Source organism: Haloarcula regularis, assembly GCF_029338315.1.
Classification (GTDB): domain Archaea; phylum Halobacteriota; class Halobacteria; order Halobacteriales; family Haloarculaceae; genus Haloarcula; species Haloarcula regularis.
On sequence record NZ_CP119794.1, the window covers coordinates 3,306,976 to 3,328,567 of the forward strand.

Consider the following 21,592-nt stretch of genomic DNA (forward strand, 5'->3'; position numbering starts at 1 on the left):
CTACAGGGACGCGACGGTCTCGACGACCGAGTCCCAGTGGCTCCCCTTCCAGAAGTGCTGGCCGCAGTCGCGACACCGCCAGACCGGCTCCTCGTCGGGATCGGGGGCGTACTCGGGCGTGGGTTCGGTCCGGTCGACCCGCTCCAGCGGGGCGTTACAGGTCCCACAGTAGCGCGGTTCGTCGGTCACCGCCAGCGCGAATCCCGCGGTCGCGAGCTCGCGCAACTGGTCGCCAACCTCGCGCTCGGTCAGCAACACCCCGTCGGGCGCCCGTCCGGCCAGCTGCCGGTCGCGGGTGACGACGCGGCGCCCCTCGGTGTGTGCGAGGGCGAGCATCGCGTCGTCGGTCTCGGCGTCCCGGTCCAGCGCGTAGGCCGCATCGTAGCCACACATCCGCAGGTAGGTCGCCAGTTTCCCGAGCATCGCGTCCAGCAGGAGGGGGTCCCCGCGGGGGTCCTCAGCCATCGAGGAACTCCCGGACGCCCTCGGCGTCGCGCGCGTTCAGCACGTCGGCGGCTTCCGCCCACCCGCGACGGGCCGTGTGGACGCCGTAACGGACCTGTTCGAAGCTGCTCGGGCTGTGGGCGTCGGTGTTGACGACGATGGTCGCGCCGGCCTCGATGGCCTGCTGGACCGCGCTCCCGCTCAGATCCAGTCGGGCCGGGCTGGCGTTGACCTCGAGGGCGGTGTCGTGTTCGGCGGCCACCTCGGCGAGGCGTTCGACGTCGACGTCGAGGCCGGGGCGCCGGTTGAGGAACCGTCCGGTCGGGTGGCCGACGACGTTCACGTCCGGGTGCTCGGCGGCCGCGACCAGGCGGTCGGTGCCGTCGCCGTCAAGGGCCGCGTGGGGCGAGGCCACCACCACGTCGAGGGCCGCAAGCAGGTCGTCCGCGACCGAGATGCTGCCGTCCGCAGCGATGTTGGCCTCGACCCCGCTGAACACGTCGATAGGGGCGTCCTCGGCCACCGCACGCACCGCCTCGAGTTGCTCGCGCAGCTCGTCGTCGGGCACGCCGACGCCGCCGACCATCCCCGGCCCCGTCGCGTGGTCGCTGATGGCGAGATAGTCGTGGCCGAACGTCGCGGCGCCGTCGACCATCTCCGCGATGGAGTATCCACCGTCGGACCAGTCGGTGTGGACGTGCAGGTCGCCCCGGATCTCGTCCGTTTCGACGAGGGTCGGCAGGTCACCGCTCGCTGCGGCCTCGACTTCGCCCCGGTTCTCCCGCAGCTCCGGGGGCATCCACGCCATCCCGAGGGCCTCGTAGACCCCGTCCTCGGTTTCGCCGGCGACGCGCTCGCCGGCCCGCTGGCCGTCCGCTTCGCCGTCGACCGCCGAGACGTCGAAGACCCCGTACTCGTTTACCTTCAGGTCCTGCTCGATGGCGCGGTTGCGGACCGCGACGTTGTGGTCCTTGCTCCCCGTGAAGTACTGGAGGGCGGCCCCGAACTCCTCGGGGACGACCACACGGAGGTCGACGCGCACGCCGCCGGCGCGGACGCTGGCCTTGGTCTCGCCGGCCTCGATGACGGTGTCGCCGCCCTCCCACTCGGTGAAGGCGTCGACGACGGCGGCGCCGTCGGCGCTCCCCACGAGCACGTCCACGTCGCCGATGGTCGGTCGCCACCGTCGGAGCGACCCGCCCAGTTCGCACCGCTCGACGGCGCCGACCCCCTCGAGGAACGCCCGTATCTCCTCGCCGTACGGGCGTGCCTCCCCGAGCAGGGCCCGTTCGTGGGCCTCGCGGGCGAAGTCGAGGTTGTCGAGGATGTTCTGTTCGGTCTTGGCGCCGAAGCCTTTCACGTCCCGAATCTCGCCGGCCTCGGCCGCCGCTTCCAGTTCGTCCAGCGTCGTGATTTCCAGCGCCTCGTACAGCTTTCCGACGGACTTGGGCCCGACGCCCTCGACGGCGGTCAGGCCGGCCATGTCGACGGGCAGTTCCTCGCGGAGTTCCTCGAGTTCCTCGATTTCGCCGGTCTCGACGTACTCGATCACCTTCGCGGCGATGGCGTCGCCGACGCCCTCGATGTCCTCGACGGCGTCCTCGCCCTCGCTGGCCAGGTCCTCGATGGCGACCGGATGGTCGCGGATGTTCTCCGCCGCCCGGCGGTACGCGCGCGGCTTGTACTCGACGCCCTTCGCGTCCAGCAGGTCGGCGAACGCCTCGAGTTCCGACGCGACGTCGTCGTTCAGGCGCATCTCAGAGACTCCGCCCGGCACGGCCGGTGCCGGAATCGGCGTCCTCGTGGCCGAGCGCCTTCCGCAGGAACTTCATCCAGCGCTTCTTGTCGGCGGCCTCCTGTGCCCGCTGTTCGGCTTCGAGGTCCGCCGGCCCGAGCTGTTCCAGCGCGTTCAGCGCCCGGTCGATGCCGATGATGGCGTCGGCGATCTCTTTGCCCTCCTCGTAGCTCACCTCGCCGTCCTCGATGCGCTGCTTGCGCTGGAGGCGCTCCCGCCGGAGGTTCGTCTTCGCACGGTCGACCCGTTCGCGCTCGCCCTGGGGAATCGTGTCGCGTCGCTTTATCTCGAAGACGAACGACTGGAGGTCGACCGCCTCGCCCTGGACGGTGATGCGGTCGGGGATCGCGGCGCCGACTGTCGCGCCCTCCCGTTCGATGCGCTCCAGCAGCCGTTTGCGCTCGAACTCTCTCACTACCGGTTTGTTCGGTCCGGGGGCTCTTACTCGCTTCGCTCGCTCACCCCGACCACCGAACCGCTCGTTCGGCCTCTCGAAATGTATGTCTGTGTGACTGGTTTGTGCCGGTATCTTTTTCATTTTCTCCCACATGGGTCCGAGACGAGACAGGGTCGACCGCCCACCACCCGCTCTCCACATGACGCTCACATTCGAACCCCTCGACGACCAGTCGGGGCTGGCAGTCATCGACCGCGTCGAGCGACAGCGCTACCGCATCCGCACCCCCGAAGCCGTGGACCCGCGCCCGACAGCTGCGGAGTCGTTCCTGTTCCCGGTCGGTGCGGCGGTATCGATCCGGACGCAGGCTATCGTGCTCCCGACGGTCGTTCCCGTCTACGTCCGCGACGCCGAGGGGTCGACGGTCGCCGAGGTCACGCAGTTCGACAGCCGGACCCTCCCCCACGGCGAGTACAGCCTCGACCTCTGTACGCGCATCAAGACCTACCTGCGCGTCGAGTCTGCGTTCGAGGTCAGCGTCGACATCGACCGGACGCGCATCGAGTTCGAAGAACCGACAGAGGTCCGAATCGGTGCCCGCTCGCGCCACGACCGACCGGCCGCGACGGTCACGACGACGGCGGACCCACGCGACGTGATGGCGGCTGTCGAGACGTTCGGTTCGGCGCTGAAGACGACGGATCCGGAGCGGTCGTATCCGACGCTGCGGGGCCACCCGCCGGCGCTCGAACGGGGCGACTCGCTGTCGATCCCGTCGACCGTCGAGCGGCCGGAGACGGGCGTCACGCTGGAGCTGCCCCCGCGCCTCGCGTCGGTGTTCGTCGCGGCGCCGCTGGCGTACTACCTGGGCGCGCGGCTGGTCCCGGCGTCGACGCCGCGGCTGACGACCGAAACCGGGTTCGAGTACGCGCTCGACTCCCCGCGCGGGTTCGAGACCGAGGTCGAGCGGACGTTGAAACGGCTGTTCTTCCTCGACTGCGTGACCCGCACCGAGGGATACTACGAGATCGACCTGCACGAGCGAACCGCGATCGAACCCTACGTCGACCTGGACTTCGCGAGCCTGTACGACCGGCCGCTCGCCGAACAGGTGGCCGCGTACCTCGAGGTCCCGTACGAACTGCTCGAGGAGCACATCCCCGAGTGGCGGCTGACGACCCACGTCGAACCCACCGCGGCCAACGCCGAGCAGTTGCCGTTCGTCGTCGACGACCTGGCGGTCGTCCGGACCCACGACCACCACCAGCGGACCCAGGCGACGGTGCCCGGGGAGGTCGAGGCCGAGTTCACCCGCGACGACGTCATCACCCGGTCGGCCAGCGCCAGCGACGGGCCGACCGCCAGCGAGTACGTGGAACCGACCTCGGAGGGCACCCTCGAACAGGCCTGGATCGGCGAGAGCATCCCCATCGGCGCGAGCAAACTCACCGTCGAGGCGTTCATCAACCGTCTGAACCGGGAGAACACGGACGAGGACATCTCCATCACCGTCGTCCAAAACGACGCCCGGATGGACGCGGAACGCGAGCTCGTCGACGCCGTCTACGGGACCCGGTCGGACCTGCCCTTCGACATCCGGGCCCACCAGAACCTGACGACGGCCGAGCTGACCGACGTCCTCACCGGCCGGTGTGACTTCTTTCACTACATCGGCCACACGGACCGGGAGGGGTTCACCTGCAGCGACGGGAAGTTAGACGTGACGACGCTGGATTCGGTCGGCGTCGACACGTTCCTCCTCAACGCCTGCAACTCCTACCACCAGGGCCTGGGGCTGGTCGAACACGGGGCCATCGGCGGCATCGTCACGCTCAACGAGGTGGTCAACGAGCGTGCAGTCCGCATCGGCGAGACCATCGCGCGCCTGCTCAACGGCGGGTTCCCGCTCCGGGCGGCGCTGACCGTCACGCGCGAGCAGAGCGTGATGGGCGGCCAGTACATCGTCGTCGGCGACGGTGGGATAACGGTCACGCAGACGGCCGGCGGCGCGCCGAACCTCCTCGACATCACGCCGGTCGACGACGGGTTCGAGGTCGAGATTCAGACCTATTCGACGGACGACCGCGGGCTCGGAACCATCTTCATGCCGTTCCTGGAGACCACCGAGACGTACTACCTGAGCTCGGGGAGCATCGATACGTTCCACGTCTCGAGACCCGAACTTACACAGTTCCTCAGCCTGGAGGAGGTTCCGGTTCGTATCGACGACGAGCTGTACTGGAGTACCTCGGTGGACCTGGACGACGTTCTTTGAGCGATCGGTTGCCGGCGCTTCTCTACGGGATCGACCAGAAGAATCCGCGGCGCTGTCCGTGAACTGCTCGTCGTAGCTGTTCTACGGGCCGCTGATAGCTGCGTTGTTCGCCGCCGCCGCGTTCCCCGCCTGCGTCAGCAGGAGGAGGACGGTAAACAGGACGCCGGCCATTCGTGGGTGCTCTGCGAGGTACGTCGCCATTGTACTGTCTGACATGGTACGACCTGACTGTCGGGAGATGGGAAATTAAATATTTGATTGTAGCCTACATATATTTACTTATATTAAGTCGCTAATAACTGCGATTTCGGCGCCCGCTTGCTATTTCGGCCCGAGAGCCGGTCGAGCGGACGATTCCCTTCCGATGGTTGTCACGACGACAGCCGGGCTCGTGTCCCCGTCCGGCGTCGTCGCAGCCCCGGCTCGGCGCGACCTACCAGTATCGTTTTGTGACTCCCTACACAACTCAAGCCAAGACTATTCGACAGATGGCTCTCTCCAGCACTTACATCGCGGGCGAACCGGCGGCATCTCCGCGACGGTCTCGCGGGTCGGGCGGGACCGCCGCCGCCTCGCGGCCGTCGCGCGAGCGAGGGATGACACGATGACGGGGGATCAGGTCCTGCATATCGACGGGGAGACGGTCAGGCTCTCCAGGGGTCTCCTGCGCGGCAGTCCAAGGGCGGCCGGACACAGCGCACCACTTCTGCGGACGGAGTCGGCGGACTCGGCCGCCGACAGCCGCATCGAGGTGCCCGTCCCGCTCGCGAAACTGCGCGAGGAGCGCACGATTCGCGTCCTCCACGTCGACGACGACCCGGACCTCGGCGAGATGGTCGGCATGTTCCTAGAGCGAATCGACGAGGACCTGACCGTCGTCACCGAGACGAGCGCCGTGGCGGCGCTCGAGCACGTCCGCGAGGGGGACGTCGACTGCGTCGTCAGCGACTACCAGATGCCCAACACCGACGGCCTCGAACTGCTCGAGCTCGTGCGCGACCAGCACCCGGACCTCCCCTTTATCCTCTTTACCGGCAAGGGCAGCGAGGAGATCGCGAGCGAGGCCATCGCGGCCGGCGTCACCGACTACATGCAGAAGGGGACCGGGACCGACACGTACGAGGTGCTCGCGAACCGGGTGCGAAACGCCGTCGAACAGTACCGGACCGAACAGCAGTTCTGGAGCGCGCTTTCGTGGTACCAGCGCCTGGTCGAACAGGAACTGGCCGGGGTCTGTATCGTCCAGGCCGGCGAGTTCGTCTACGTCAACCAGCGACTCGCCGACATTCTCGGGTACGGCCAGGACGAACTCGTCGGCCAGCCCCCCTCGGTCGTCGCCGCCGACCGGGCGGACTCCCTGGCGATGCTCCAGGCACCCGACGACGACCAGGCGGACTCGTTCGAGACAGAGTGCACCGTCGTCCGGGCGGACGGCGAGTCGGTCTCCATCGAGGTCTCCGGCGGGGCCATCGAGTACGACGGCGACCCGGCCTGGATCTGTGTCGCCCGGGAACTCGAGGACGCGTAGCGACGCTATACCTTGACCATGACCTTGATCGCCTCTCGCTCGTCCATCGCCCGGTAGCCCTCCGGCACGCCCTGGAGGTCGACGGTCTTCGTGAATATCGGCGCGGGGTCGAGCACGCCCTGCAGGACGTCGTCCATCAGGTCCTCGACGTAGGCCCGGACGGGGGCGACGCCGCCGGCCAGCGTGATGTTGTCGCTGAACAGCGAGTACATGAGGTCGCCACCCTCGACGCCGTAGGGGACGCCGACGTAGCCGATGGTCCCGCCTGGCCGGCAGATGTCGACGGCCGTCTCCATCGCGGACTGGGCCCCGACACACTCCAGGACGTGGTCGACGCCGCCGGCGGTCAGCTCCGCTACCTCCCGGGCGGCCTCGTCGCCCCGACTGGAGACGAGGTCGGTGGCGCCGAACTCCGCGGCCAGTTCGAGGCGGTCCTCGTGGTGACCCACGGCGACGATGCGGTTCGCGCCGAGGCGCTGGGCCGCGAGCACGCCACAGAGGCCGACCGCGCCGTCGCCGACCACCGCGCAGGTGCTCCCCCGTTCGACGCCCGCGCTGACCGCCGCGTGGTGGCCCGTACACATCACGTCGGTCAGCGGGAGCAGCGACTCGAGCATGTCCTCGTCGTCGGCGTGGCGGTCGGGCACCCGGACGAGCGTCCCGTCGGCGTACGGGACGCGGACCTGCTCGCCCTGCGCGCCGTCGTGTTCGCCGCCCCACCCTTCGTCCTCGACGCAGGAGGTGTAGATGCCCTTTCGACAGGGCCCGCACTCGCCACAGCTGATGGCAAAGGGCGAGAGGACGCGGTCGCCGGGGTCGACCGAGTCGACGTCGTCGCCCACCGCCTCGACGATGCCCATCGGTTCGTGGCCGGTTCGCCACCCCTCCTCGTACTCCTTCTCGCCGCGGTAGAACCAGAGGTCCGACCCGCAGACGGCGGTGTGTGTGATCCGAACGACGGCGTCGGTCGGTGCCTCGAGTTCCGGGTCGGGGACTTCCTCGACGCGGACGTCTCGCGTGCCGTGGTAGACTGTCGCTTGCATCGCTCGCCCCTTCGACGCGGGGCCACAACACGCCACCTCGCCACGGTCGTTCGTGCCAGCGACCCGCACAAACACAACCCCTTTTGTCCCGTCCCCACTACACTCGCCCAATGGCGAAGTGCGACGTGTGTGGGAAGTCGGAAAGTATGCCCTACCAGTGTGGGCACTGTGGCGGGACGTACTGTGGGGAACACCGACTGCCCGAGGCACACGACTGTCCGGGGCTGGACAACTGGGGCGACCCCGGCGGCGTATTCGACAGCGGGTTCGACGACACCGTGACGACCGGCGGGGCCAGCCAGTCGGGCGGGCTGGCCGACCGCATCGGACTCGACACCGGCCCGGGCGGCGTCTTCGGCTACTTCCGCGGGAACATGACCTACGTGTTCCTGGCGCTGATGGCCATCACCTTCATCGCCGAACAGGTCGTCGGCCAGCTGGTCGGCATCTCGAACCCCGTCTTCTACTCGCAATCCGAACTCTGGCGCGCCATCTTCCTGCTGCACCCGGACAACCTCCTGTACGTCTGGACGTGGGTGACCGCTATCTTCGCCCACGACCCGGCGGGATTCTACCACATCCTCGGGAACGGCATCGTCATCTACTTCTTCGGCCGGCTGGTCGAACAACAGCTGGGCTCGAAGCGGTTCACCGTCTTCTTCCTGGCCGCGGGGATGCTGGCGGGACTGGGACAGGTCCTGTTGCAGCTGGTCCAGGGTGCCAGTTACGGCGTCCTGGGTGCGAGCGGGGCCGCGCTGGCCATCCTCGGCTTCCTGACCGTGCTGAATCCGGACCTGCGGGTGTACCTCTACTTCCTCATCCCGGTGCCGATCTGGGCCATCACCGGGTTCTACCTGCTGGCGAGCGTCTTCGGGATGCTCTCGCCCGGCAGCGTCGGACTCCTCGGGGGCAACGTCGCCCACACGGCCCACCTCATCGGCCTGGCCATCGGCCTCTGGTACGGCAACATGTTCAAGAGTCGGGCGCGCGTCCCCCAGTCGCTCCAGTTCGGCGGCGGCGGACCGGGTGGCCCAGGTGGTCCCGGCCGCCGTCGTCCCTGACTGATGGACCCAGTCCGCCCCGAGTTCGTCCCGGACCCGTCGCTCTCGCGCGCGGAGATGGAGGCCCTCCAGCGCGACATCGCGGCGGCGGCCGTCTTCGAGGACGCCCTCCCGTTCGACGTCGCCTCGTTGCGGACCGAGAGCGACCAGCGCACGCTGGGGGACGACCCCGGAGAGGACACCGACGAGGTGCCGCTGGTCGCCGGCGTCGACCAGGCCTTCGTCGGCGACCGGGCCGTCTCGGCCGTCGTCGTCCTGCGGGACGGCGCCGTGGTCGAGGAGGTGACGGCCGTCGCCCCCGCGGCCATCCCCTACATCCCCGGGCTGCTCTCCTTTCGCGAAGGCGGGGCCATCCTCGCGGCGTTCGAACAGCTGGACCACGAGCCGGACGTCGTCCTCGTCGACGGCAGCGGGCGCATCCACTTCCGCGAGGCGGGCCTGGCGACACATATCGGCGTCACGCTCGACGTGCCGACGGTCGGCGTCGCGAAGAACCTGCTCTGTGGCCGGCCGCGGACCTCGCTAGACCGGAAAGCTCTCGGTCGGCGAGCGGGTGGCCATCGAGGCCGACGCCGACGTCGAGACGGCCGCCGCGGGGACGGTCATCGGCTACGCCGTCCAGACCCGCCAGTACGACTCGCCCAACCGCCACATCAACCCGCTCGTCGTGAGCCCGGGCCACCGGGTGAGCGCGGCGACGGCGGCCGACCTCGTCCTGGCGATGGCCACCGACTACAAGTTGCCCGAGCCGACCCGCCTGGCCGACAGCGCGGCCGACGCGGCACGGGACCGCGTCGAGACGGGTGAGTGAGCGGTCCCCGCTCGACAAGCGGCGACTAACTATGCCCCTCGACCGTCTCGATGACGGCAGATGGCCACGCTCGCTCGGACCGGCGACGGGTGCGTCACGACGGGACGCCCGCCGGCGTCGCCGTCGCCACTCACGTCACCGGCCGGGCACGCGAAACTGACGGACGCCGTCGTCCCGTCGCCGGCTGAAGGTCCTGCGGGTCGGTCGATGTCGTACCGGCCGGGGGATACCTTCAGGTCGCTGGACGCCGTCGTGACGACACCAGCTCGCGGCCGGCACCGGCGTCCGTCGACGGCCGACGAGGTGAGCCCATGGTATCCGACCAAGAGATAGAGACGAGCGCGCGACGCATCACCCGTTCGCGAGACGGCGACGGTCGCCCCCGGAGCGGAACTGCTGTTCGAAGTCGGCGTCCCCGAGTCCGTCGCGGGCCGGGCCGGGACGCGCTGGACGGTTGACGGCCGGGAGGCGACCGACGTCGGGCCGCTCCACGACGAGTACCTGCACAACGGGATGGACTTCCTCCGGCGGACCTTCGAGTCGCCGGGCGAACACGAGGTGACCGCCGTCGTCGTCGACGAGGCCGGCGCGGCGGTCGATACGGTCGCCTGGACCGTCACCGTCGCCGACGGCGGGAGCCGGGCGCCGGTCCTCGAGCGGCCGACCGCGGTCCAGGAGGTGACCTACGCCGACGACACCGACGCCGTCGACCTGACGATATTGGTGCGGGACGACGACGCCGACCTCCACCGGACGGTGTGGTTCCTGCGGGGCGGCGACGTCTACCTGGGGTCGACGTCCGTCCAGGGCGACCGGGACACGGCCTCGCTGTCGGTCTCGACGTTCTGTGATTACTGTCGCGTGTTCGTCCTGCTCGTCGACGAGAACGGCGCCGTCCGCTCGACCGCGCCGTACTACTTCCACCGCGTCGCGGACGCGAGCCCCGAGGCCATCGGCGTCGACCAGACGCTGGTCGTCCGGAGCGACGACGGCGATCGGGTCTTCTACGAGTTCGAGGTCAGCGGCACCCTCGCCTACGGCGCCGCCGGCGACGAACCGGCCCACCCGGAGTTCATCGAGGGCGCCCGCGCCCGCGGCTCCGTCGAGGGGACCAGCGAGGACGTCTTCACGTTTACCGGCGAGCTCACCGACTTCCGGACCGAGGGCCCCGCCGTCGTGACGGTCGACGACGATCGGGTCGACCTCTCGGTGTTCGACGACGGTCGGCTGGACCTCTCGGTGTTCGACGCCGACCTGCGGCCGGACTCCGCCGCCGGCACGGATTCCGAGGTCCACGACCTGGTCGTCGAGAGCACCGGCGACGAACGGGCGGAGTACGCGCTCGCTGTCAGTGGCGACCTCGAGTACGGCGACGACGAACGGACCGACCCGTTCCCCGGGACCGTGACGGGGCGACCGCGAACGGGGCCGTCGCCGACGGCGAGCGGGACCGGTATCAGTTCACGGGCGAGGTGATCGAGTGCTCGGTCGTCGGCCCGGCGACCGTTCACATCGACGGTAAGGTCGTGACCAGCGCGGCCGCGTCGGCCCGGCAATCCGACGACGGTGCGGCGGCCACCATCCAGTTCGTGGAGTCGGACGTGTCGGTCGAACGCGGCGCCGATATCGAACTGCAGGGACTCGTTCGCAACGAGGGGGACGCGGCCGGCGAGCGACGGGTGTGGACCAGTCTGACCGGCCCGGACGTGCTGCAGCTCCGGCGGGACCTGGTCGTCGACCTGGACCCGGACGAACTGCAGTTCGTGGATCTCGAGCCATACGGCACCGCGGCCCTCCCGCCGGGCGAGTACACGTTCTCGGCCACCACCGGGGACGACACGGCCTCGACGCCCGTCACCGTCGAGTCCGACTGACCGTCCTGACAACGTATAACTGCCCGGGGTGTGTTCGCCCAGACGACACATGGCGAAGACGGTGCTGATAACGGGCGCGTCCTCCGGAATCGGGCGAGCGACTGCCGAGGCCTTCCTGGCCGACGACTGGACGGTCTGGGCGACCGCACGCGACGAATCGGACCTGACGGACCTGCCCGACGGATGCGTGACCGCCGAGCTCGACGTGACAAACGCCCGCGAGTGCGAACGCGTCGTCGAGGACCTCGTCGACGCCGAGCGGCGCGTCGACTGTCTGGTGAACAACGCCGGCTACGGCCAGTTCGGTGCCGTCGAGGACGTCTCGACGGAGGCGGTCGGGGACCAGTTCGACGTCAACCTCTTTGGCCCCCACCGGCTGATACGCGAGGTGCTCCCGCACATGCGGGCCCGCGAGAACGGGACTGTCGTCACCCTCTCCGACGTCGCCGGGAAAGCTCGCGCTGCCCAGCCAGGGCGTCTACGCCGCCTCGAAACACGCGGTCGAGGGGCTCCACGACGCGCTCCGCGCGGAGGTCGCCCAGTACGATGTCGACGTGGTGCTCGTCGAACCCGGCCCCGTCGAGACTGGATTCGAGGAGCGGGCCGTCGCGGAGCGCGAGGCGACCGACGCGACGGGAGCCTACGACTGGCTCTACGAGGCCGCAGACGACGCCCGGCTCTCGGGGGTCACCGACGCCTTCGCCGTCTCGCCGGAGGCGGTGGCGCTGACGGTCCGCGATGCGGCCAACGCCAGCGACCCGCGGCCGCGCTACCCCGTCGGCGAGGCGGCCCGCGTCCTGCTCCTGGCCCGGTACCTCCCGCCGCGCTGGCGAGACGCCGCCGTCGACGTCGTCCGGAAGTTCGTCTGACCATGATTCGTGACTACGACACACTCGCTCGCTCGCCCGCCCACGACTGCGCGCTGGACTGCCTCGAGGCCGGCATCGAGGCCGCACAGCCCCGGACCGTCGTCGCCGAGACGGTCCAGCGCACGGGCGAGCAACTGCGTATCGACGACGCCGTCTACGACCTCGAGGCCTACGAGCGCGTCGTCGTCCTCGGCGGTGGGAAGGCCGCCGCCCAGGTCGCACGCGAACTCGAGGCCATCCTCGGCGACGCGCTCACGGGGGGCGTCGTCGTCACCGACGACCCCGAGGCCTGCGATCGCGTGACCGTCCGCGAGGGGGACCACCCGGTCCCCAGCCAGCGCGGCGTCGAGGGGGCCGAGGCCGTCCTCGAACAGGCCCGAGCCGCCGACGAGTCGACGCTGGTGCTGGCCGTCATCACCGGCGGGGGGAGCGCGCTCCTGCCGGCACCGGCCGAGGCGGTGGGCCTCGAGGCGCTCCAGTCGGTCACCGACGCGCTGCTCTCCTCCGGGGCGACCATCGACGAGATAAACGCCGTCCGAAAGCACTGCTCGCGGCTGAAAGGCGGGCGACTCGCCGCGGCGGCCGCACCGGCGACGGTGGCGACGCTGGTCTTCTCAGACGTCGTCGGCGACGACCTCTCGGTCATCGCCAGCGGCCCCACCGTCCCCGACGAGACGACCTTCGCCGACGCGCTGGCGGTCCTGGACCGGTACGACATCGACGCGCCAGCGGTCCGCGACTACCTGACGGCCGGTGTCGACGGGGACGTCTCAGAGACACCCTCGCCGGGCGACCCCGCGTTCGACCGCGTCTCGACACACATCCTGGCGGACGCCTGGACGGCACTCGAAGCGGCCCGGTCGACGGCCCGAGAGCGTGGCTACGAGACGATGGTCCTCTCCTCACGACTCCGGGGCGAGGCCCGCGAGGCCGGCCTGGCCCACCTCGCGGTGGCCGAGGAGGTGGTCGCGACCGGCAACCCCGTCGAGCCGCCCGCCGTCGTCCTCTCGGGCGGCGAACTGACCGTGACGGTCAGGGGGGACGGCGAGGGCGGTCCCAACCAGGAGTTCGCGCTCGCGGGCGCCATCGACCTGCCGCCCGGGGCCGTCCTCGCCGCCGTGGACACCGACGGCCGCGACGGGGCGAGCGACGCGGCCGGTGCCATCGTCGACAGCGAGACGGTCACCGACACGGCGGCCGCCCGGGACGCGCTGGACGACAACGACGCCGGCGGCTACCTCGCGGGCCGGGACGCCCGCATCGTCACCGGCCGGACCGGGACGAACGTCAACGACCTGCGCGTGCTGGTGGTCGACTAGTCGAGACAGGCGGCGACCACCGACAGCAACCGCTCGCCGTGGACCTCCTCGGCAAGCAGCGGCACCCGGCGGACCTCGTGGCCCCGGAACAGGTCCTGCGAGCGCCGGAGCGCCTCCTGCTGGACGTCCCAGCGCCGGGCACAGAACGAGCAGTCGGCGTGGTTGGGCCCCTCGATGTCGACGTCCTCGCCCAGGATCTCTTTCGGGTCCTGCATCAGGCGGTTGACGACGACGGTGCCGACGGGGATGCCGAAGGCCTCGAGCTGGTCGAGCAGCCGCTCGGACTCGACGACCGACAGCTCCTCGGGGACCATGACCACCCGGAAGTCGGTCTTGGTGGGGTCCCGAAGGACCGCCCGCAGGTGTTCGATGCGGTCGCTCAGCTCCCGCAGGTCCTCGATGCCCGCCTCGGGGTCGACGTCCTCGTCGTCACCGAACATCCCGGTGAGGTTGCCGAGCATCCCGGAGAACCGCTCCCGAAGCTGCAGAATCTTCCCGACCATCGAGTCCATCGTCTCCGGGAGTTCCAGCAGCCGGAGCGTGTGACCGGTCGGCGCCGTGTCGATGACGACGCGGTCGAACCGGTCGTCGTCGACGTACTCCAGCAGGAGGCGCATCGCCGCGGCCTCGTCGGCCCCGGGCATCGATCCCCCGAGGAGGCCGTCCTCGCCGGCCACGGGATCGTCGCCCCCGGGTCCGCCGGGCATCCCCTCGCCGCCCAGCAGCTCGCCGAGGCCGCCGAGGGCGCCCTCTTCCATCCCGAGGGGTCCCTCGCCCATCGCGGCCTCGGGGTCGATCTCGGCGGCAAAGAGTGGGACGTCCTCCCGTATCCGGGTCGGCGTCGCCGCAATCTCCGTCTCGAGCGTGTCGGACAGCGAGTGGGCGGGGTCCGTCGAGACGACGAGCGTCTTCGTCCCGTCGCGCGCGGACGCGAGCGCCGTCGCGGCCGCACACGTCGTCTTCCCGACGCCCCCCTTCCCGCCGTAGAGCACGTAGTCTGGGGCGTCGATACCATCCGGTGGTGCCACCTGGTCGACTGCCTCGACGTCGAGGTCGGTCATAGCCGTGGCTACGGTCGGCCGGCCTTGAGTACTTCCCGAAAACGTCTCCCGCTACTGGCGCGACGACCGCGCCTCGCGAACGTCCGCGCCGTCCCGGAGTTTGTCCTCACAGTTCGGGCAGACCCGCGGCCCCTGTGACTCGACTGCTTCTGGCGTAAAGACCCGTACGTACTGCTCGGTGACGAAGTTTCCGCAGTTCTGGCACTCGGGCATCCTCAGATAAAGGTAATTAGTCGGATAAATGTCTTTTGTTGCCTACGAAATGAACCGGTACCTCGACAGTAGTTGTGTCGGTCCTCAGCCGTGTTCCGACCAGAACCGGTCGAGCTGCCCCGCGAGGAACTCCGGCGTCATCGTGGTGAACTCCTCACGCTCGCTCTCGGGGAGGTACGGGTACACCGAGTGGCGCGCGTCGGGGGTGTACCGGCGGCCGACGAACGCCCGGACGCCGACCTCGTCGACGCCGCGGATGACCCGGCCGATGGCCTGGCGGGCGCGCCGGACCGCCGGCACCGTCAGCGCGTACTCGAAGGCGTTCTCCTCGCCGAAGGCGTCGCCGTAGGCCCGCTGGACGGCCCGGACGCGGGGCGACCCGATGTTCACCAGCGGGACCCCCACGACCGCACACGTCGAGAGTTTCGCCCCGTCGTAGTCGACGCCCTCGGTCAGCGTCCCGCGCGTGGAGGTGACCAGCACCTTCCCCTCGCCGCGGAAGAACCGTCGCTTGCGCCGGTCGGTCTCCTCGTTGCTCGAGGCCTCGTCGACGACGACGGGTTTCTCGACGGCCGCCTCGAGATAGGCCCCGGCCCAGCGCGCCTCGCGGTAGTTCGGCATCGCGAGCATGACGTTGCCGGGCGAGCGGGCCAGCGCCCGCAGCGCCTGTGCGTACTCGTCGCGCGTCGGGTTCCAGCTCTCGCCCAGCGGCTCCATGTCCTCGGGGTCGCCCCGGTTCCGGGCGGTAAAGGGGCGCGCGTCGACCAGGTACGAGGCCCGGTTCTCCGGCGGGAACGGGAGGTCGTAGGTCGTCGATCGGACCGGCCGGCCCGTCTCGTCCTCGCCCGACGACTCGCCCAGCGCTTCCAGGCCGGAGACGCGGGTGAACACGTCCAGGGGTTCGAGCGTGGCGCTCATCAGGACGCCCCCGCCCAGCTCGTAGAACACCTCCTTCAGCGCCGTCGCGGGCATGCAGTTGTAACAGAGCAGGCCGGGCGTGTAGACCGCCTGGTAGTCGGCGTCGACGCGGCGCCGGTCGGCCGGGGAGTGGGCCAGTTCTATCTCCCGGAGGAACGTCGCGTGGTCGCGCTCCCACCACTGGCCGGCGACGACGCCGACGGCGGCACACACCGGCTGTCTGTTCAGCCCCAGCTGGTCGATGGCGTCCTCGACGGCCGCGCCGACCTGGGCGAGCGAGCGCCACAGCGGCCCGTCGTAGCCCTTCTTCTCGGCCCACTCGGTCAGCTCGTCGCGCTCGACAGTATCGGGGTCCCGCAGCGGTATCTCCCGGTCGTGCTCCGGCAGCACGCTCGGATCCGCGCGCCAGCCCTCGTGTTCCGCGTCGAGGTGTGACTCGATGCGCTCGTCCAGCCACCGGAGCAGGTCGTCGTAGAACTTCCTGGCGTGGTCGACGGCCTCCAGCGGCACCTCGCGGGCCGACAGCACCTCCCGGACCTGAGCCTTGTGATCGCTGCTCTGCTGGGCGCGCTGGACCAGCAGGTTGCAGTCGTTGCGGGCCTGTTTCAGCGTCTGTCGCCCCACTCTATCTGAGAGCAGGTCACGCACCCGCTCTTCGAGGCGGTGGGCCTCGTCGACGACGACGAACGTCTGGTCGTCGAGCAGCCCCGAGAGCAGCGGGCGCGACCCCGGGTCGAAGAGGTGGTTGTAGTTGCCGACGACGACGTCCGCCTCGGCCAGCATGACGCTCATCACCCGGTGGGGACAGGTGCCCCGTTCGACGGCCGCCGGCAGGTACTCGTCTACCGTGGTGACGTTGTGCTCGCCGACGGCGAAGTCCACGGGCGACCCCTTGTTCCGGGCGTACCAGTCGGCCTCGAAGGGACAGTACAGCGGCGGGTCGTCGCCCTCGACCATCGACTCGGGTGCGGTCGGCTGACTCGGCCGGTACGGCGACGTCGCCCCGGCCGTCGACAGGGCGCCCTCACCCAGCGTGGCCTGGTCGACGGCGTCGGGCCGGGCGGCCGCCGCGAGGTCCTGGGCCGCCCGCGGGTCCCACCACTGGTCCTCGTCCTCGACTTCCGTCTCGATGGCCGTCTCGGCGACGGCGGCGCCGCTCCCGCGCCCGTCGTCCTCAACGAGTCGCGCCGTCGCCTCCCGCAGGTCCTCGCAGCGCTCGTGCGTGCTCGCGTCCGCCGGGAACAGTCCCTCACGGCCGTACGGACAGAGGTCGCGCTTCCCGACCAGCGCGATACCGTCCAGCGGCTCCTCGAGTCCGGCATTCAGCGTCCGCAGGTCCGAAACGAACTGGTCGAGCTGCTGCTTGACGGGCGTGACCACGAGCACCCGCTCGTACAGGTCGGTGTCCCGGACCAGCGTCGCCGCGGCGGTGAGCGCCGCCATCGTCTTGCCGGTCCCGCAGGGCCCCTCCATCGCCAGGAACCCCCGCGACTTGCCCGCCTCGATGGTCCGCTCGACGGCGTCGGCCTGGTTCCCGTAGGGCTCGTCGAACCCGAAGTACGAGCGCCATGCCTCGTCGCCGGTGGCGGCCGAATCTCGCATCGAGACTGGGTTGGGCGGCATCCTACTTCAACCGCCGGATTCGCTAGCAACTCTCTGTACGTGTGAGACGCACCACTCGAAAGCCCCCGCCCGGTCGGCTGTTGCCCCAGCGAAGTAGCGTGGCCGGGTCCGTGGGGCCGTCTTTTGTACCCGGTCACAGCAACACGAACGTCGGCGCGTACAGCAGCAGACAGACCACCGCGGCCGGGCGGTCGATGCCCCGTCGCCAGTAGAACAGGCCGAGCACCAGGATGGAGACGGCGAGCATGTAGAGCAGCGACGGTCGGATGGCCCCCGGGTCGGCGACGACCACGTCGAAGAAGACCGCGCCGATGCCCAGCGAGAAGACCGGGTCGGTGATGTTGCTGCCCAGAATGGACCCGACGGAGATGCCGCTGCGCCCCTCCGAGGCGGCGATGCCGGCGATGACGATCTCGGGAAGCGTCGTCCCCAGGCCGGTCAGCAGACCGACGAGGTACTCCGGGAGGCCGAACAGCTGGGCCAGGGCGACGCCGTTGGTGACCATCAGCTGGCCGCCGACGACCACGAGCACGAGGCCGCCGAGTATCCAGGGGAACGTCTGCTCGGGCGATCGGGGCTCCTCGATGACCTCCTCGGTGATCTCCGTGCCGCCCTCGTTCGTATAGAGGGTGTAGATGAACTGGACGTACGCGAGCATCATCAGCAGACCCTCCGAGCGGTTGATGACGCCGTCGTCGAGGGTCAGGATCATAATTATCATCGCCAGGATCATCGCCGACCCGTAGACGAGCACGTCGCGGCGCTCGACGACGAAGGGTGCGATGAACGCGACGACGGCGATGGCCAGCGTGATCTGGGCGGTCTCCGAGCCGACGATGTTGCCGACCACGAGGTCGCCCGCACCGTAGTAGGCGGCGTAGACCGAAGTGACCATCTCCGGGACCGAGGTGCCCACCGAGATGAGGGTGACACCGATGAAAAAGGGCGAGACGCCGTAGTACAGCGCCAGGTCGCCGGCCGAGGTGACCGCGCGGTCGGCACCGACGACGAGGCCGGCGAGGCCGGCGAGAAAGAGCGCGATTTCGACGAGCATCTACGCGGGGCGACTCGCGGCAGGGAGTAAAACGTTGCTACGGAGACAGGTTCGATCGTCGCTCTCGGCGGCCCGTTCGATCAGCTGTTCCACGAGCGCGCGGCCGCGACGAAACCTGCAAAGCCGTCCGGCCCGTTGTGCGGACGAATGCACGCCATCGAAGTCGACGGGCTCACGCGGCGCTACGGTGACCTGGTCGCCGTCGACGACGTCTCGATCTCGGTCGCCGAGGGCGAGATACTGGGCCTGCTGGGGCCGAACGGCGCCGGCAAGTCGACGCTCGTCAACACCCTGTGTACCCTCCTCCGGCCGAGCGAGGGGACCGCCCGCGTCGCCGGCCACGACGTCCGCGACGCACCCGGCGCGGTCCGGGCGAGTATCGGCGTCGTCTTCCAGGAACCCGCCCTCGACGAGGAGCTCACCGGCCTCGAGAACCTCCGGTTCCACGGCAGGCTGTACGGGATGCGTGGCGAGTACCGGCGCGAGCGCGTCGAGACGGTCCTCGACCTGGTGGACCTCGCCGCCGACCGCGACAAGCCGGTCGGCGAGTACTCCGGCGGGATGGCCCGCCGGCTGGAACTCGCCCGCGGGTTGCTCCACGAACCCGCCGTCCTCTTTCTCGACGAACCGACCGTCGGCCTCGACGCCGGCACGCGAAAGACCGTCCGCGAGTACGTCGCACGCCTGAACCGCGAGGCCGGCGTCACCGTCGTGCTGACGACCCACTACATGGAGGAGGCCGACGCGCTCTGTGACCGTGTCGCCATCGTCGACGACGGCGAGGTGGTCGCGCTCGACACGCCGGCGGCGCTGAAGGCCGACCTGGGCGGCGACGTGGTTCGGCTCGGCACCGACGACCCCGGCGCCGTCGGCCGCGCCGTCCGCGACCGGCCGTGGGTCCGCTCGGTGACCGAGACGACCGACGGCGTCACCGTGGGCGTCGACGACGACGCTGCTCCAGGCCCTGCTCATCCTGGTGCTCGCAATCCCGCTGGGGTTCCGGCCGGTGTCGCTCTGGGGCATCGTGGTCGCCGTCCTCTTCCTCGTGCTCATCGCCGCGACGTTCATCGGCCTCGGCCTGGCGATGGCCTCGCAGTTCAAGGACACGCAGGGGTACAACCTCATCATCAACTTCGCGCTCTTCCCCCTGGCCTTCCTCTCGGGGGCGTTCTTCCCGCTCTCGAACCTCCCGCTGCCGGTTCGCGTCGTCGGCTATCTCAACCCGCTCACCTACGGCGTCGACGGCCTCCGGGGCGCGCTCGTGGGCTTCTCCGAGCGGGCGCTGCTCGTCGACTTCGGGGCGATGGTCGTCGCTGCCGCGCTCACCGTCGTCGTCGGTGCGGCACTGTTACGCCGGGTCGAACCGGTCTGACGTCCCTGCTCACCCGAAGTACGCGGCCAGTCGCGTCGCCGCTTCCTCGACACGCGGGGTCACCAGTGCGAAGCGAATCCAGTCGGCCCGCGACTCGCCGAACGCCTCACCGGGCATCCCCGCCACGCCGGCCTCGTCGACGAGCTCGTAGACGTTCTCGAACGTTCCCGGGAACTCGGGGAAGCGGGCCATCACGTAGAAGCCGCCCTCGGGCCGGTCGTACGCCGCGCCGCTGTCGGCGAGGGCCTCGCAGAAGGTGTCGATGCGCGATTCGAGGCGGTCGCGACACACCGCGTAGTAGTCCGGCGAGGTGGTCTCGAGCGCCCGGGCGACGGCATGCTGGGCCGGCCGACTGCCGGTGACGTTCGTGAGCATGTGCTGGGTCCGGGCGCGGTCGAGCAACTCCCCGTTCGGGCCGTCTTCACGGGGGAAGACGGCGTAGCCGACCCTGAAGCCGGTGATCGCGAGCGACTTCGAGAAGGAGTTCGTCGCGACGACGTTCGGCGAGTCCTGGTCCAGCGCGGAGGCGAACCGCCCGGAGTAGTCGAAGTGGTCGTACACCTCGTCGCTAACCAGCAGGGCGTCGGTTTCCTGGGCGACGGCGGCGAACTCGGCCATCGCGTCGGCGTCGTAGACGGCGCCGGTCGGGTTGTTCGGCGAGTTGACGACGATGACCGCCGTCTCGTCGCTCGCGGCCTCGCGGACGGTCTCGGGACGAAGGTGGCCGTCGTCGTCGACCGGGACCAGCGTCAGGTCGGCCCCGAGGAAGTTCACGCGGCCCGCGTAGTAGGGGTAGACGGGGTCGGTCAGGAGTATCTCCGACCCGGAGAACGACTCGAGGCCGCCGCTCATCGCGAGGTGGTTGGCCTCGCCGGCGCCGTTGGTGACGAGGACGCGGTCGACGTCGACCCCGCGCCGGGCGGCGATCTCCTCGCGCAGTTGCCGGAGGCCGACGCTCGGCGGGTACTGGAACGAGTCGGCGTCGCCCTCGGCGTACTCGCGGAGCCCCTCGCGGAGCCCCTCGGGCGGGTCCCAGTCGGGGTTCCCGGAGACCATGTCGACGACGTCCCGGTCGGCCCGCTGGGCGTACTGCATCACCCGGAAGAACTGTGGCGTCTCGTAGTCCATGGTGCCCGGGGATTCGTCCCGGGCGGGCTTTCCACCTTCGGTGTCACTGCCGGACGTACAGCGTCACAACGCCGAGGCCGAGCAAGAGTAGGCCCCACAGCAGGTCCGAACCGGGCAACACCCCGAGCAGGAGCGTCACGAGGCCCGAGGACACGAGCGACCAGCCGAGTGTCGTCTGATAGGACATGGATATCCTATCGGCCGGGGACGGAAGATAATATCGTTCAGTTGTCAGGACTGAACGCTTTTGTCCGCGACCGACCAACGGCGGGTATGCCCGACGAACGCGACAGTCCAGTCGAGGAACGCGTCGGCGACGCGCTCCGTGACCGGGGCGAGACCGTCGCCGTCGCCGAGTCCTGCACCGGCGGCCTGGTCGGCTCCTTGCTCACCGACGTCCCCGGGTCCAGCGACTACTTCGACCGCTCGCTTGTCACCTACTCCAACGACGCGAAACAGGCCCTGCTGGCCGTCTCCCGGGAGTCGCTGGACGCCCACGGCGCCGTCTCCGAACCCGTCGCCGGCGAGATGGCCCGCGGGGTCAGAGACACCGCCGGCACAGACTGGGGCGTCGCGACCACGGGCGTCGCGGGGCCGGACGGCGGCACCGAGGCGACGCCCGTGGGCACCGTCTACGTCGGCCTCGCCTTCGCCGCGCCCTGGACGACCGGCGGCTCCTGGGTCGAGGTCTCGCGCTACGAGTTCGACGGATCCCGCACCGAGGTGAAAGCCCGGATCGCCCGGCAGGCGCTCGCCGACCTCCTGGCGGCCGCGCGCGAGGAGTGAAAACACCTTTCGGCGCCGCGT

21 protein-coding genes and 3 pseudogenes are annotated in these 21,592 nt (G+C 69.8%); 12 read left to right on the forward strand and 12 right to left on the reverse strand.

The genetic code is table 11. The features are described from left to right. From P1N55_RS17830 to P1N55_RS17840, 3 genes are read right to left on the reverse strand one after another with little or no spacing between them, the layout of a single operon-like run. Positions 1 to 465: a Mut7-C RNAse domain-containing protein gene (locus tag P1N55_RS17830; RefSeq protein WP_276276820.1), complete on the reverse strand. Its 465-nt coding sequence runs from the start codon at positions 463 to 465 to the stop codon at positions 1 to 3. After that, positions 458 to 2,200 (reverse strand): DNA polymerase/3'-5' exonuclease PolX, encoded by a 1,743-nt coding sequence (polX, locus tag P1N55_RS17835; RefSeq protein ID WP_276276821.1) that lies wholly within the window; start codon positions 2,198 to 2,200, stop codon positions 458 to 460. Before polX ends, P1N55_RS17830 begins: the two co-directional genes overlap by 8 nt. 1 nt (position 2,201) lies before the next feature. Next, positions 2,202 to 2,654 carry a DUF5788 family protein gene (locus P1N55_RS17840; protein WP_276276822.1) on the reverse strand — a complete coding sequence of 151 codons (453 nt, stop codon included), beginning with the start codon at positions 2,652 to 2,654 and terminating at the stop codon, positions 2,202 to 2,204. Between the two features lie 181 nt (positions 2,655 to 2,835). Here P1N55_RS17840 and P1N55_RS17845 point away from each other — a divergent pair, with 181 nt between their 5' ends. Next, positions 2,836 to 4,911 carry a hypothetical protein gene (locus P1N55_RS17845; RefSeq protein ID WP_276276823.1) on the forward strand — a complete coding sequence of 692 codons (2,076 nt, stop codon included), beginning with the start codon at positions 2,836 to 2,838 and terminating at the stop codon, positions 4,909 to 4,911. An 81-nt stretch (positions 4,912 to 4,992) separates the two neighbouring features. Here P1N55_RS17845 and P1N55_RS17850 read toward each other — a convergent pair whose 3' ends face one another. Further along, complete coding sequence (locus P1N55_RS17850; RefSeq protein WP_276276824.1) at positions 4,993 to 5,127, reverse strand: DUF7503 family protein; 135 nt, start codon at positions 5,125 to 5,127, stop codon at positions 4,993 to 4,995. 388 nt (positions 5,128 to 5,515) lie between these two features. On the opposite strand from P1N55_RS17850, the gene P1N55_RS17855 reads away from it, so the two are divergent. Further along, a complete protein-coding gene (locus tag P1N55_RS17855; protein ID WP_276276825.1) occupies positions 5,516 to 6,439 on the forward strand; it encodes a response regulator in 924 nt (307 codons plus the stop codon). Positions 6,440 to 6,444: 5 nt separating this feature from the next. On the opposite strand, the gene P1N55_RS17860 is transcribed toward P1N55_RS17855, so the two are convergent. Beyond that, positions 6,445 to 7,482: a zinc-dependent alcohol dehydrogenase family protein gene (locus tag P1N55_RS17860; protein ID WP_276276826.1), complete on the reverse strand. Its 1,038-nt coding sequence runs from the start codon at positions 7,480 to 7,482 to the stop codon at positions 6,445 to 6,447. A 110-nt stretch (positions 7,483 to 7,592) separates the two neighbouring features. Here P1N55_RS17860 and P1N55_RS17865 point away from each other — a divergent pair, with 110 nt between their 5' ends. The 3 genes and pseudogenes from P1N55_RS17865 to P1N55_RS17875 all read left to right on the forward strand — a co-directional run bounded on the left by P1N55_RS17865 (position 7,593) and on the right by P1N55_RS17875 (position 9,542). Beyond that, positions 7,593 to 8,543, forward strand: a complete 951-nt coding sequence (locus tag P1N55_RS17865) for a rhomboid family intramembrane serine protease (protein ID WP_276276827.1) — start codon at positions 7,593 to 7,595, stop codon at positions 8,541 to 8,543. Between the two features lie 3 nt (positions 8,544 to 8,546). Beyond that, positions 8,547 to 9,354: pseudogene (locus P1N55_RS17870) on the forward strand (endonuclease V). A gap of 50 nt (positions 9,355 to 9,404) precedes the next feature. Then, a complete protein-coding gene (locus tag P1N55_RS17875; RefSeq protein ID WP_276276828.1) occupies positions 9,405 to 9,542 on the forward strand; it encodes a hypothetical protein in 138 nt (45 codons plus the stop codon). Positions 9,543 to 9,705: 163 nt separating this feature from the next. Here P1N55_RS17875 and P1N55_RS17880 read toward each other — a convergent pair whose 3' ends face one another. Continuing rightward, positions 9,706 to 9,861, reverse strand: coding sequence for a hypothetical protein (locus tag P1N55_RS17880; RefSeq protein WP_276276829.1), 156 nt, complete (start codon positions 9,859 to 9,861; stop codon positions 9,706 to 9,708). 6 nt (positions 9,862 to 9,867) lie between these two features. Between P1N55_RS17880 and P1N55_RS17885 the strand changes: the two genes are divergently transcribed. The 4 genes and pseudogenes from P1N55_RS17885 to P1N55_RS17900 all read left to right on the forward strand — a co-directional run bounded on the left by P1N55_RS17885 (position 9,868) and on the right by P1N55_RS17900 (position 13,416). Then, positions 9,868 to 10,830 carry a hypothetical protein gene (locus P1N55_RS17885; RefSeq protein ID WP_276276830.1) on the forward strand — a complete coding sequence of 321 codons (963 nt, stop codon included), beginning with the start codon at positions 9,868 to 9,870 and terminating at the stop codon, positions 10,828 to 10,830. Beyond that, complete coding sequence (locus tag P1N55_RS17890) at positions 10,827 to 11,228, forward strand: hypothetical protein (protein ID WP_276276831.1); 402 nt, start codon at positions 10,827 to 10,829, stop codon at positions 11,226 to 11,228. The genes P1N55_RS17885 and P1N55_RS17890 overlap by 4 nt, the downstream gene beginning before the upstream one ends. 49 nt (positions 11,229 to 11,277) lie before the next feature. After that, a pseudogene (locus P1N55_RS17895) lies at positions 11,278 to 12,097 on the forward strand (SDR family oxidoreductase). Between the two features lie 2 nt (positions 12,098 to 12,099). Further along, entirely contained in the window at positions 12,100 to 13,416 is a 1,317-nt protein-coding gene (locus tag P1N55_RS17900; protein ID WP_276276832.1) for a glycerate kinase type-2 family protein, read from the forward strand. Here P1N55_RS17900 and P1N55_RS17905 read toward each other — a convergent pair. The 4 genes from P1N55_RS17905 to P1N55_RS17920 all read right to left on the reverse strand — a co-directional run bounded on the left by P1N55_RS17905 (position 13,413) and on the right by P1N55_RS17920 (position 18,285). Then, positions 13,413 to 14,477: an ArsA family ATPase gene (locus tag P1N55_RS17905; protein WP_276276833.1), complete on the reverse strand. Its 1,065-nt coding sequence runs from the start codon at positions 14,475 to 14,477 to the stop codon at positions 13,413 to 13,415. The two genes, P1N55_RS17900 and P1N55_RS17905, sit on opposite strands and share 4 nt — an antisense overlap. Before the next feature lie 51 nt (positions 14,478 to 14,528). Beyond that, positions 14,529 to 14,690, reverse strand: a complete 162-nt coding sequence (locus P1N55_RS17910) for a DUF7563 family protein (RefSeq protein WP_276276834.1) — start codon at positions 14,688 to 14,690, stop codon at positions 14,529 to 14,531. Positions 14,691 to 14,774: 84 nt separating this feature from the next. Then, a complete protein-coding gene (locus P1N55_RS17915) occupies positions 14,775 to 17,210 on the reverse strand; it encodes an ATP-dependent DNA helicase (protein ID WP_276276835.1) in 2,436 nt (811 codons plus the stop codon). Positions 17,211 to 17,364: 154 nt separating this feature from the next. Next, positions 17,365 to 18,285, reverse strand: coding sequence for a sodium:calcium antiporter (locus tag P1N55_RS17920; protein WP_276276836.1), 921 nt, complete (start codon positions 18,283 to 18,285; stop codon positions 17,365 to 17,367). Positions 18,286 to 18,432: 147 nt separating this feature from the next. Here P1N55_RS17920 and P1N55_RS17925 point away from each other — a divergent pair. Together P1N55_RS17925 and P1N55_RS17930 are read left to right on the forward strand one after the other, a co-directional pair. Further along, positions 18,433 to 19,230 (forward strand): annotated as a pseudogene (locus P1N55_RS17925) (ABC transporter ATP-binding protein); the annotation flags it as partial. A 31-nt stretch (positions 19,231 to 19,261) separates the two neighbouring features. Continuing rightward, positions 19,262 to 19,657 carry an ABC transporter permease gene (locus P1N55_RS17930; protein WP_276276837.1) on the forward strand — a complete coding sequence of 132 codons (396 nt, stop codon included), beginning with the start codon at positions 19,262 to 19,264 and terminating at the stop codon, positions 19,655 to 19,657. Between the two features lie 9 nt (positions 19,658 to 19,666). Here P1N55_RS17930 and P1N55_RS17935 read toward each other — a convergent pair whose 3' ends face one another. Both P1N55_RS17935 and P1N55_RS17940 read right to left on the reverse strand, forming a co-directional pair. Then, positions 19,667 to 20,785 carry a pyridoxal phosphate-dependent aminotransferase gene (locus P1N55_RS17935; protein WP_276276838.1) on the reverse strand — a complete coding sequence of 373 codons (1,119 nt, stop codon included), beginning with the start codon at positions 20,783 to 20,785 and terminating at the stop codon, positions 19,667 to 19,669. A 43-nt stretch (positions 20,786 to 20,828) separates the two neighbouring features. Continuing rightward, on the reverse strand, positions 20,829 to 20,972 hold the full coding sequence (locus tag P1N55_RS17940; protein WP_276276839.1) for a hypothetical protein: 144 nt from the start codon (positions 20,970 to 20,972) through the stop codon (positions 20,829 to 20,831). Between the two features lie 86 nt (positions 20,973 to 21,058). Here P1N55_RS17940 and P1N55_RS17945 point away from each other — a divergent pair, with 86 nt between their 5' ends. Further along, the gene (locus tag P1N55_RS17945) at positions 21,059 to 21,571 is read left to right on the forward strand and encodes a CinA family protein (protein WP_276276840.1); all 513 of its coding nucleotides are present in this window, start codon (positions 21,059 to 21,061) and stop codon (positions 21,569 to 21,571) included. The last annotated feature ends 21 nt before the right edge of the window (positions 21,572 to 21,592 follow it).

Excerpts from the sequence above, each read along its gene's own strand:
- P1N55_RS17830 (WP_276276820.1), bottom strand. The coding sequence starts at position 465 with ATGGCTGAGGACCCCCGCGGGGACCCCCTCCTGCTGGACGCGATGCTC.
- polX (WP_276276821.1), bottom strand. The coding sequence starts at position 2,200 with ATGCGCCTGAACGACGACGTCGCGTCGGAACTCGAGGCGTTCGCCGAC.
- P1N55_RS17845 (WP_276276823.1), top strand. The coding sequence starts at position 2,836 with ATGACGCTCACATTCGAACCCCTCGACGACCAGTCGGGGCTGGCAGTC.
- P1N55_RS17850 (WP_276276824.1), bottom strand. The coding sequence starts at position 5,127 with ATGTCAGACAGTACAATGGCGACGTACCTCGCAGAGCACCCACGAATG.
- P1N55_RS17855 (WP_276276825.1), top strand. The coding sequence starts at position 5,516 with ATGACGGGGGATCAGGTCCTGCATATCGACGGGGAGACGGTCAGGCTC.
- P1N55_RS17860 (WP_276276826.1), bottom strand. The coding sequence starts at position 7,482 with ATGCAAGCGACAGTCTACCACGGCACGCGAGACGTCCGCGTCGAGGAA.
- P1N55_RS17865 (WP_276276827.1), top strand. The coding sequence starts at position 7,593 with ATGGCGAAGTGCGACGTGTGTGGGAAGTCGGAAAGTATGCCCTACCAG.
- P1N55_RS17875 (WP_276276828.1), top strand. The coding sequence starts at position 9,405 with ATGACGGCAGATGGCCACGCTCGCTCGGACCGGCGACGGGTGCGTCAC.
- P1N55_RS17885 (WP_276276830.1), top strand. The coding sequence starts at position 9,868 with ATGGACTTCCTCCGGCGGACCTTCGAGTCGCCGGGCGAACACGAGGTG.
- P1N55_RS17900 (WP_276276832.1), top strand. The coding sequence starts at position 12,100 with ATGATTCGTGACTACGACACACTCGCTCGCTCGCCCGCCCACGACTGC.
- P1N55_RS17905 (WP_276276833.1), bottom strand. The coding sequence starts at position 14,477 with ATGACCGACCTCGACGTCGAGGCAGTCGACCAGGTGGCACCACCGGAT.
- P1N55_RS17910 (WP_276276834.1), bottom strand. The coding sequence starts at position 14,690 with ATGCCCGAGTGCCAGAACTGCGGAAACTTCGTCACCGAGCAGTACGTA.
- P1N55_RS17915 (WP_276276835.1), bottom strand. The coding sequence starts at position 17,210 with ATGCGAGATTCGGCCGCCACCGGCGACGAGGCATGGCGCTCGTACTTC.
- P1N55_RS17920 (WP_276276836.1), bottom strand. The coding sequence starts at position 18,285 with ATGCTCGTCGAAATCGCGCTCTTTCTCGCCGGCCTCGCCGGCCTCGTC.
- P1N55_RS17935 (WP_276276838.1), bottom strand. The coding sequence starts at position 20,785 with ATGGACTACGAGACGCCACAGTTCTTCCGGGTGATGCAGTACGCCCAG.
- P1N55_RS17940 (WP_276276839.1), bottom strand. The coding sequence starts at position 20,972 with ATGTCCTATCAGACGACACTCGGCTGGTCGCTCGTGTCCTCGGGCCTC.
- P1N55_RS17945 (WP_276276840.1), top strand. The coding sequence starts at position 21,059 with ATGCCCGACGAACGCGACAGTCCAGTCGAGGAACGCGTCGGCGACGCG.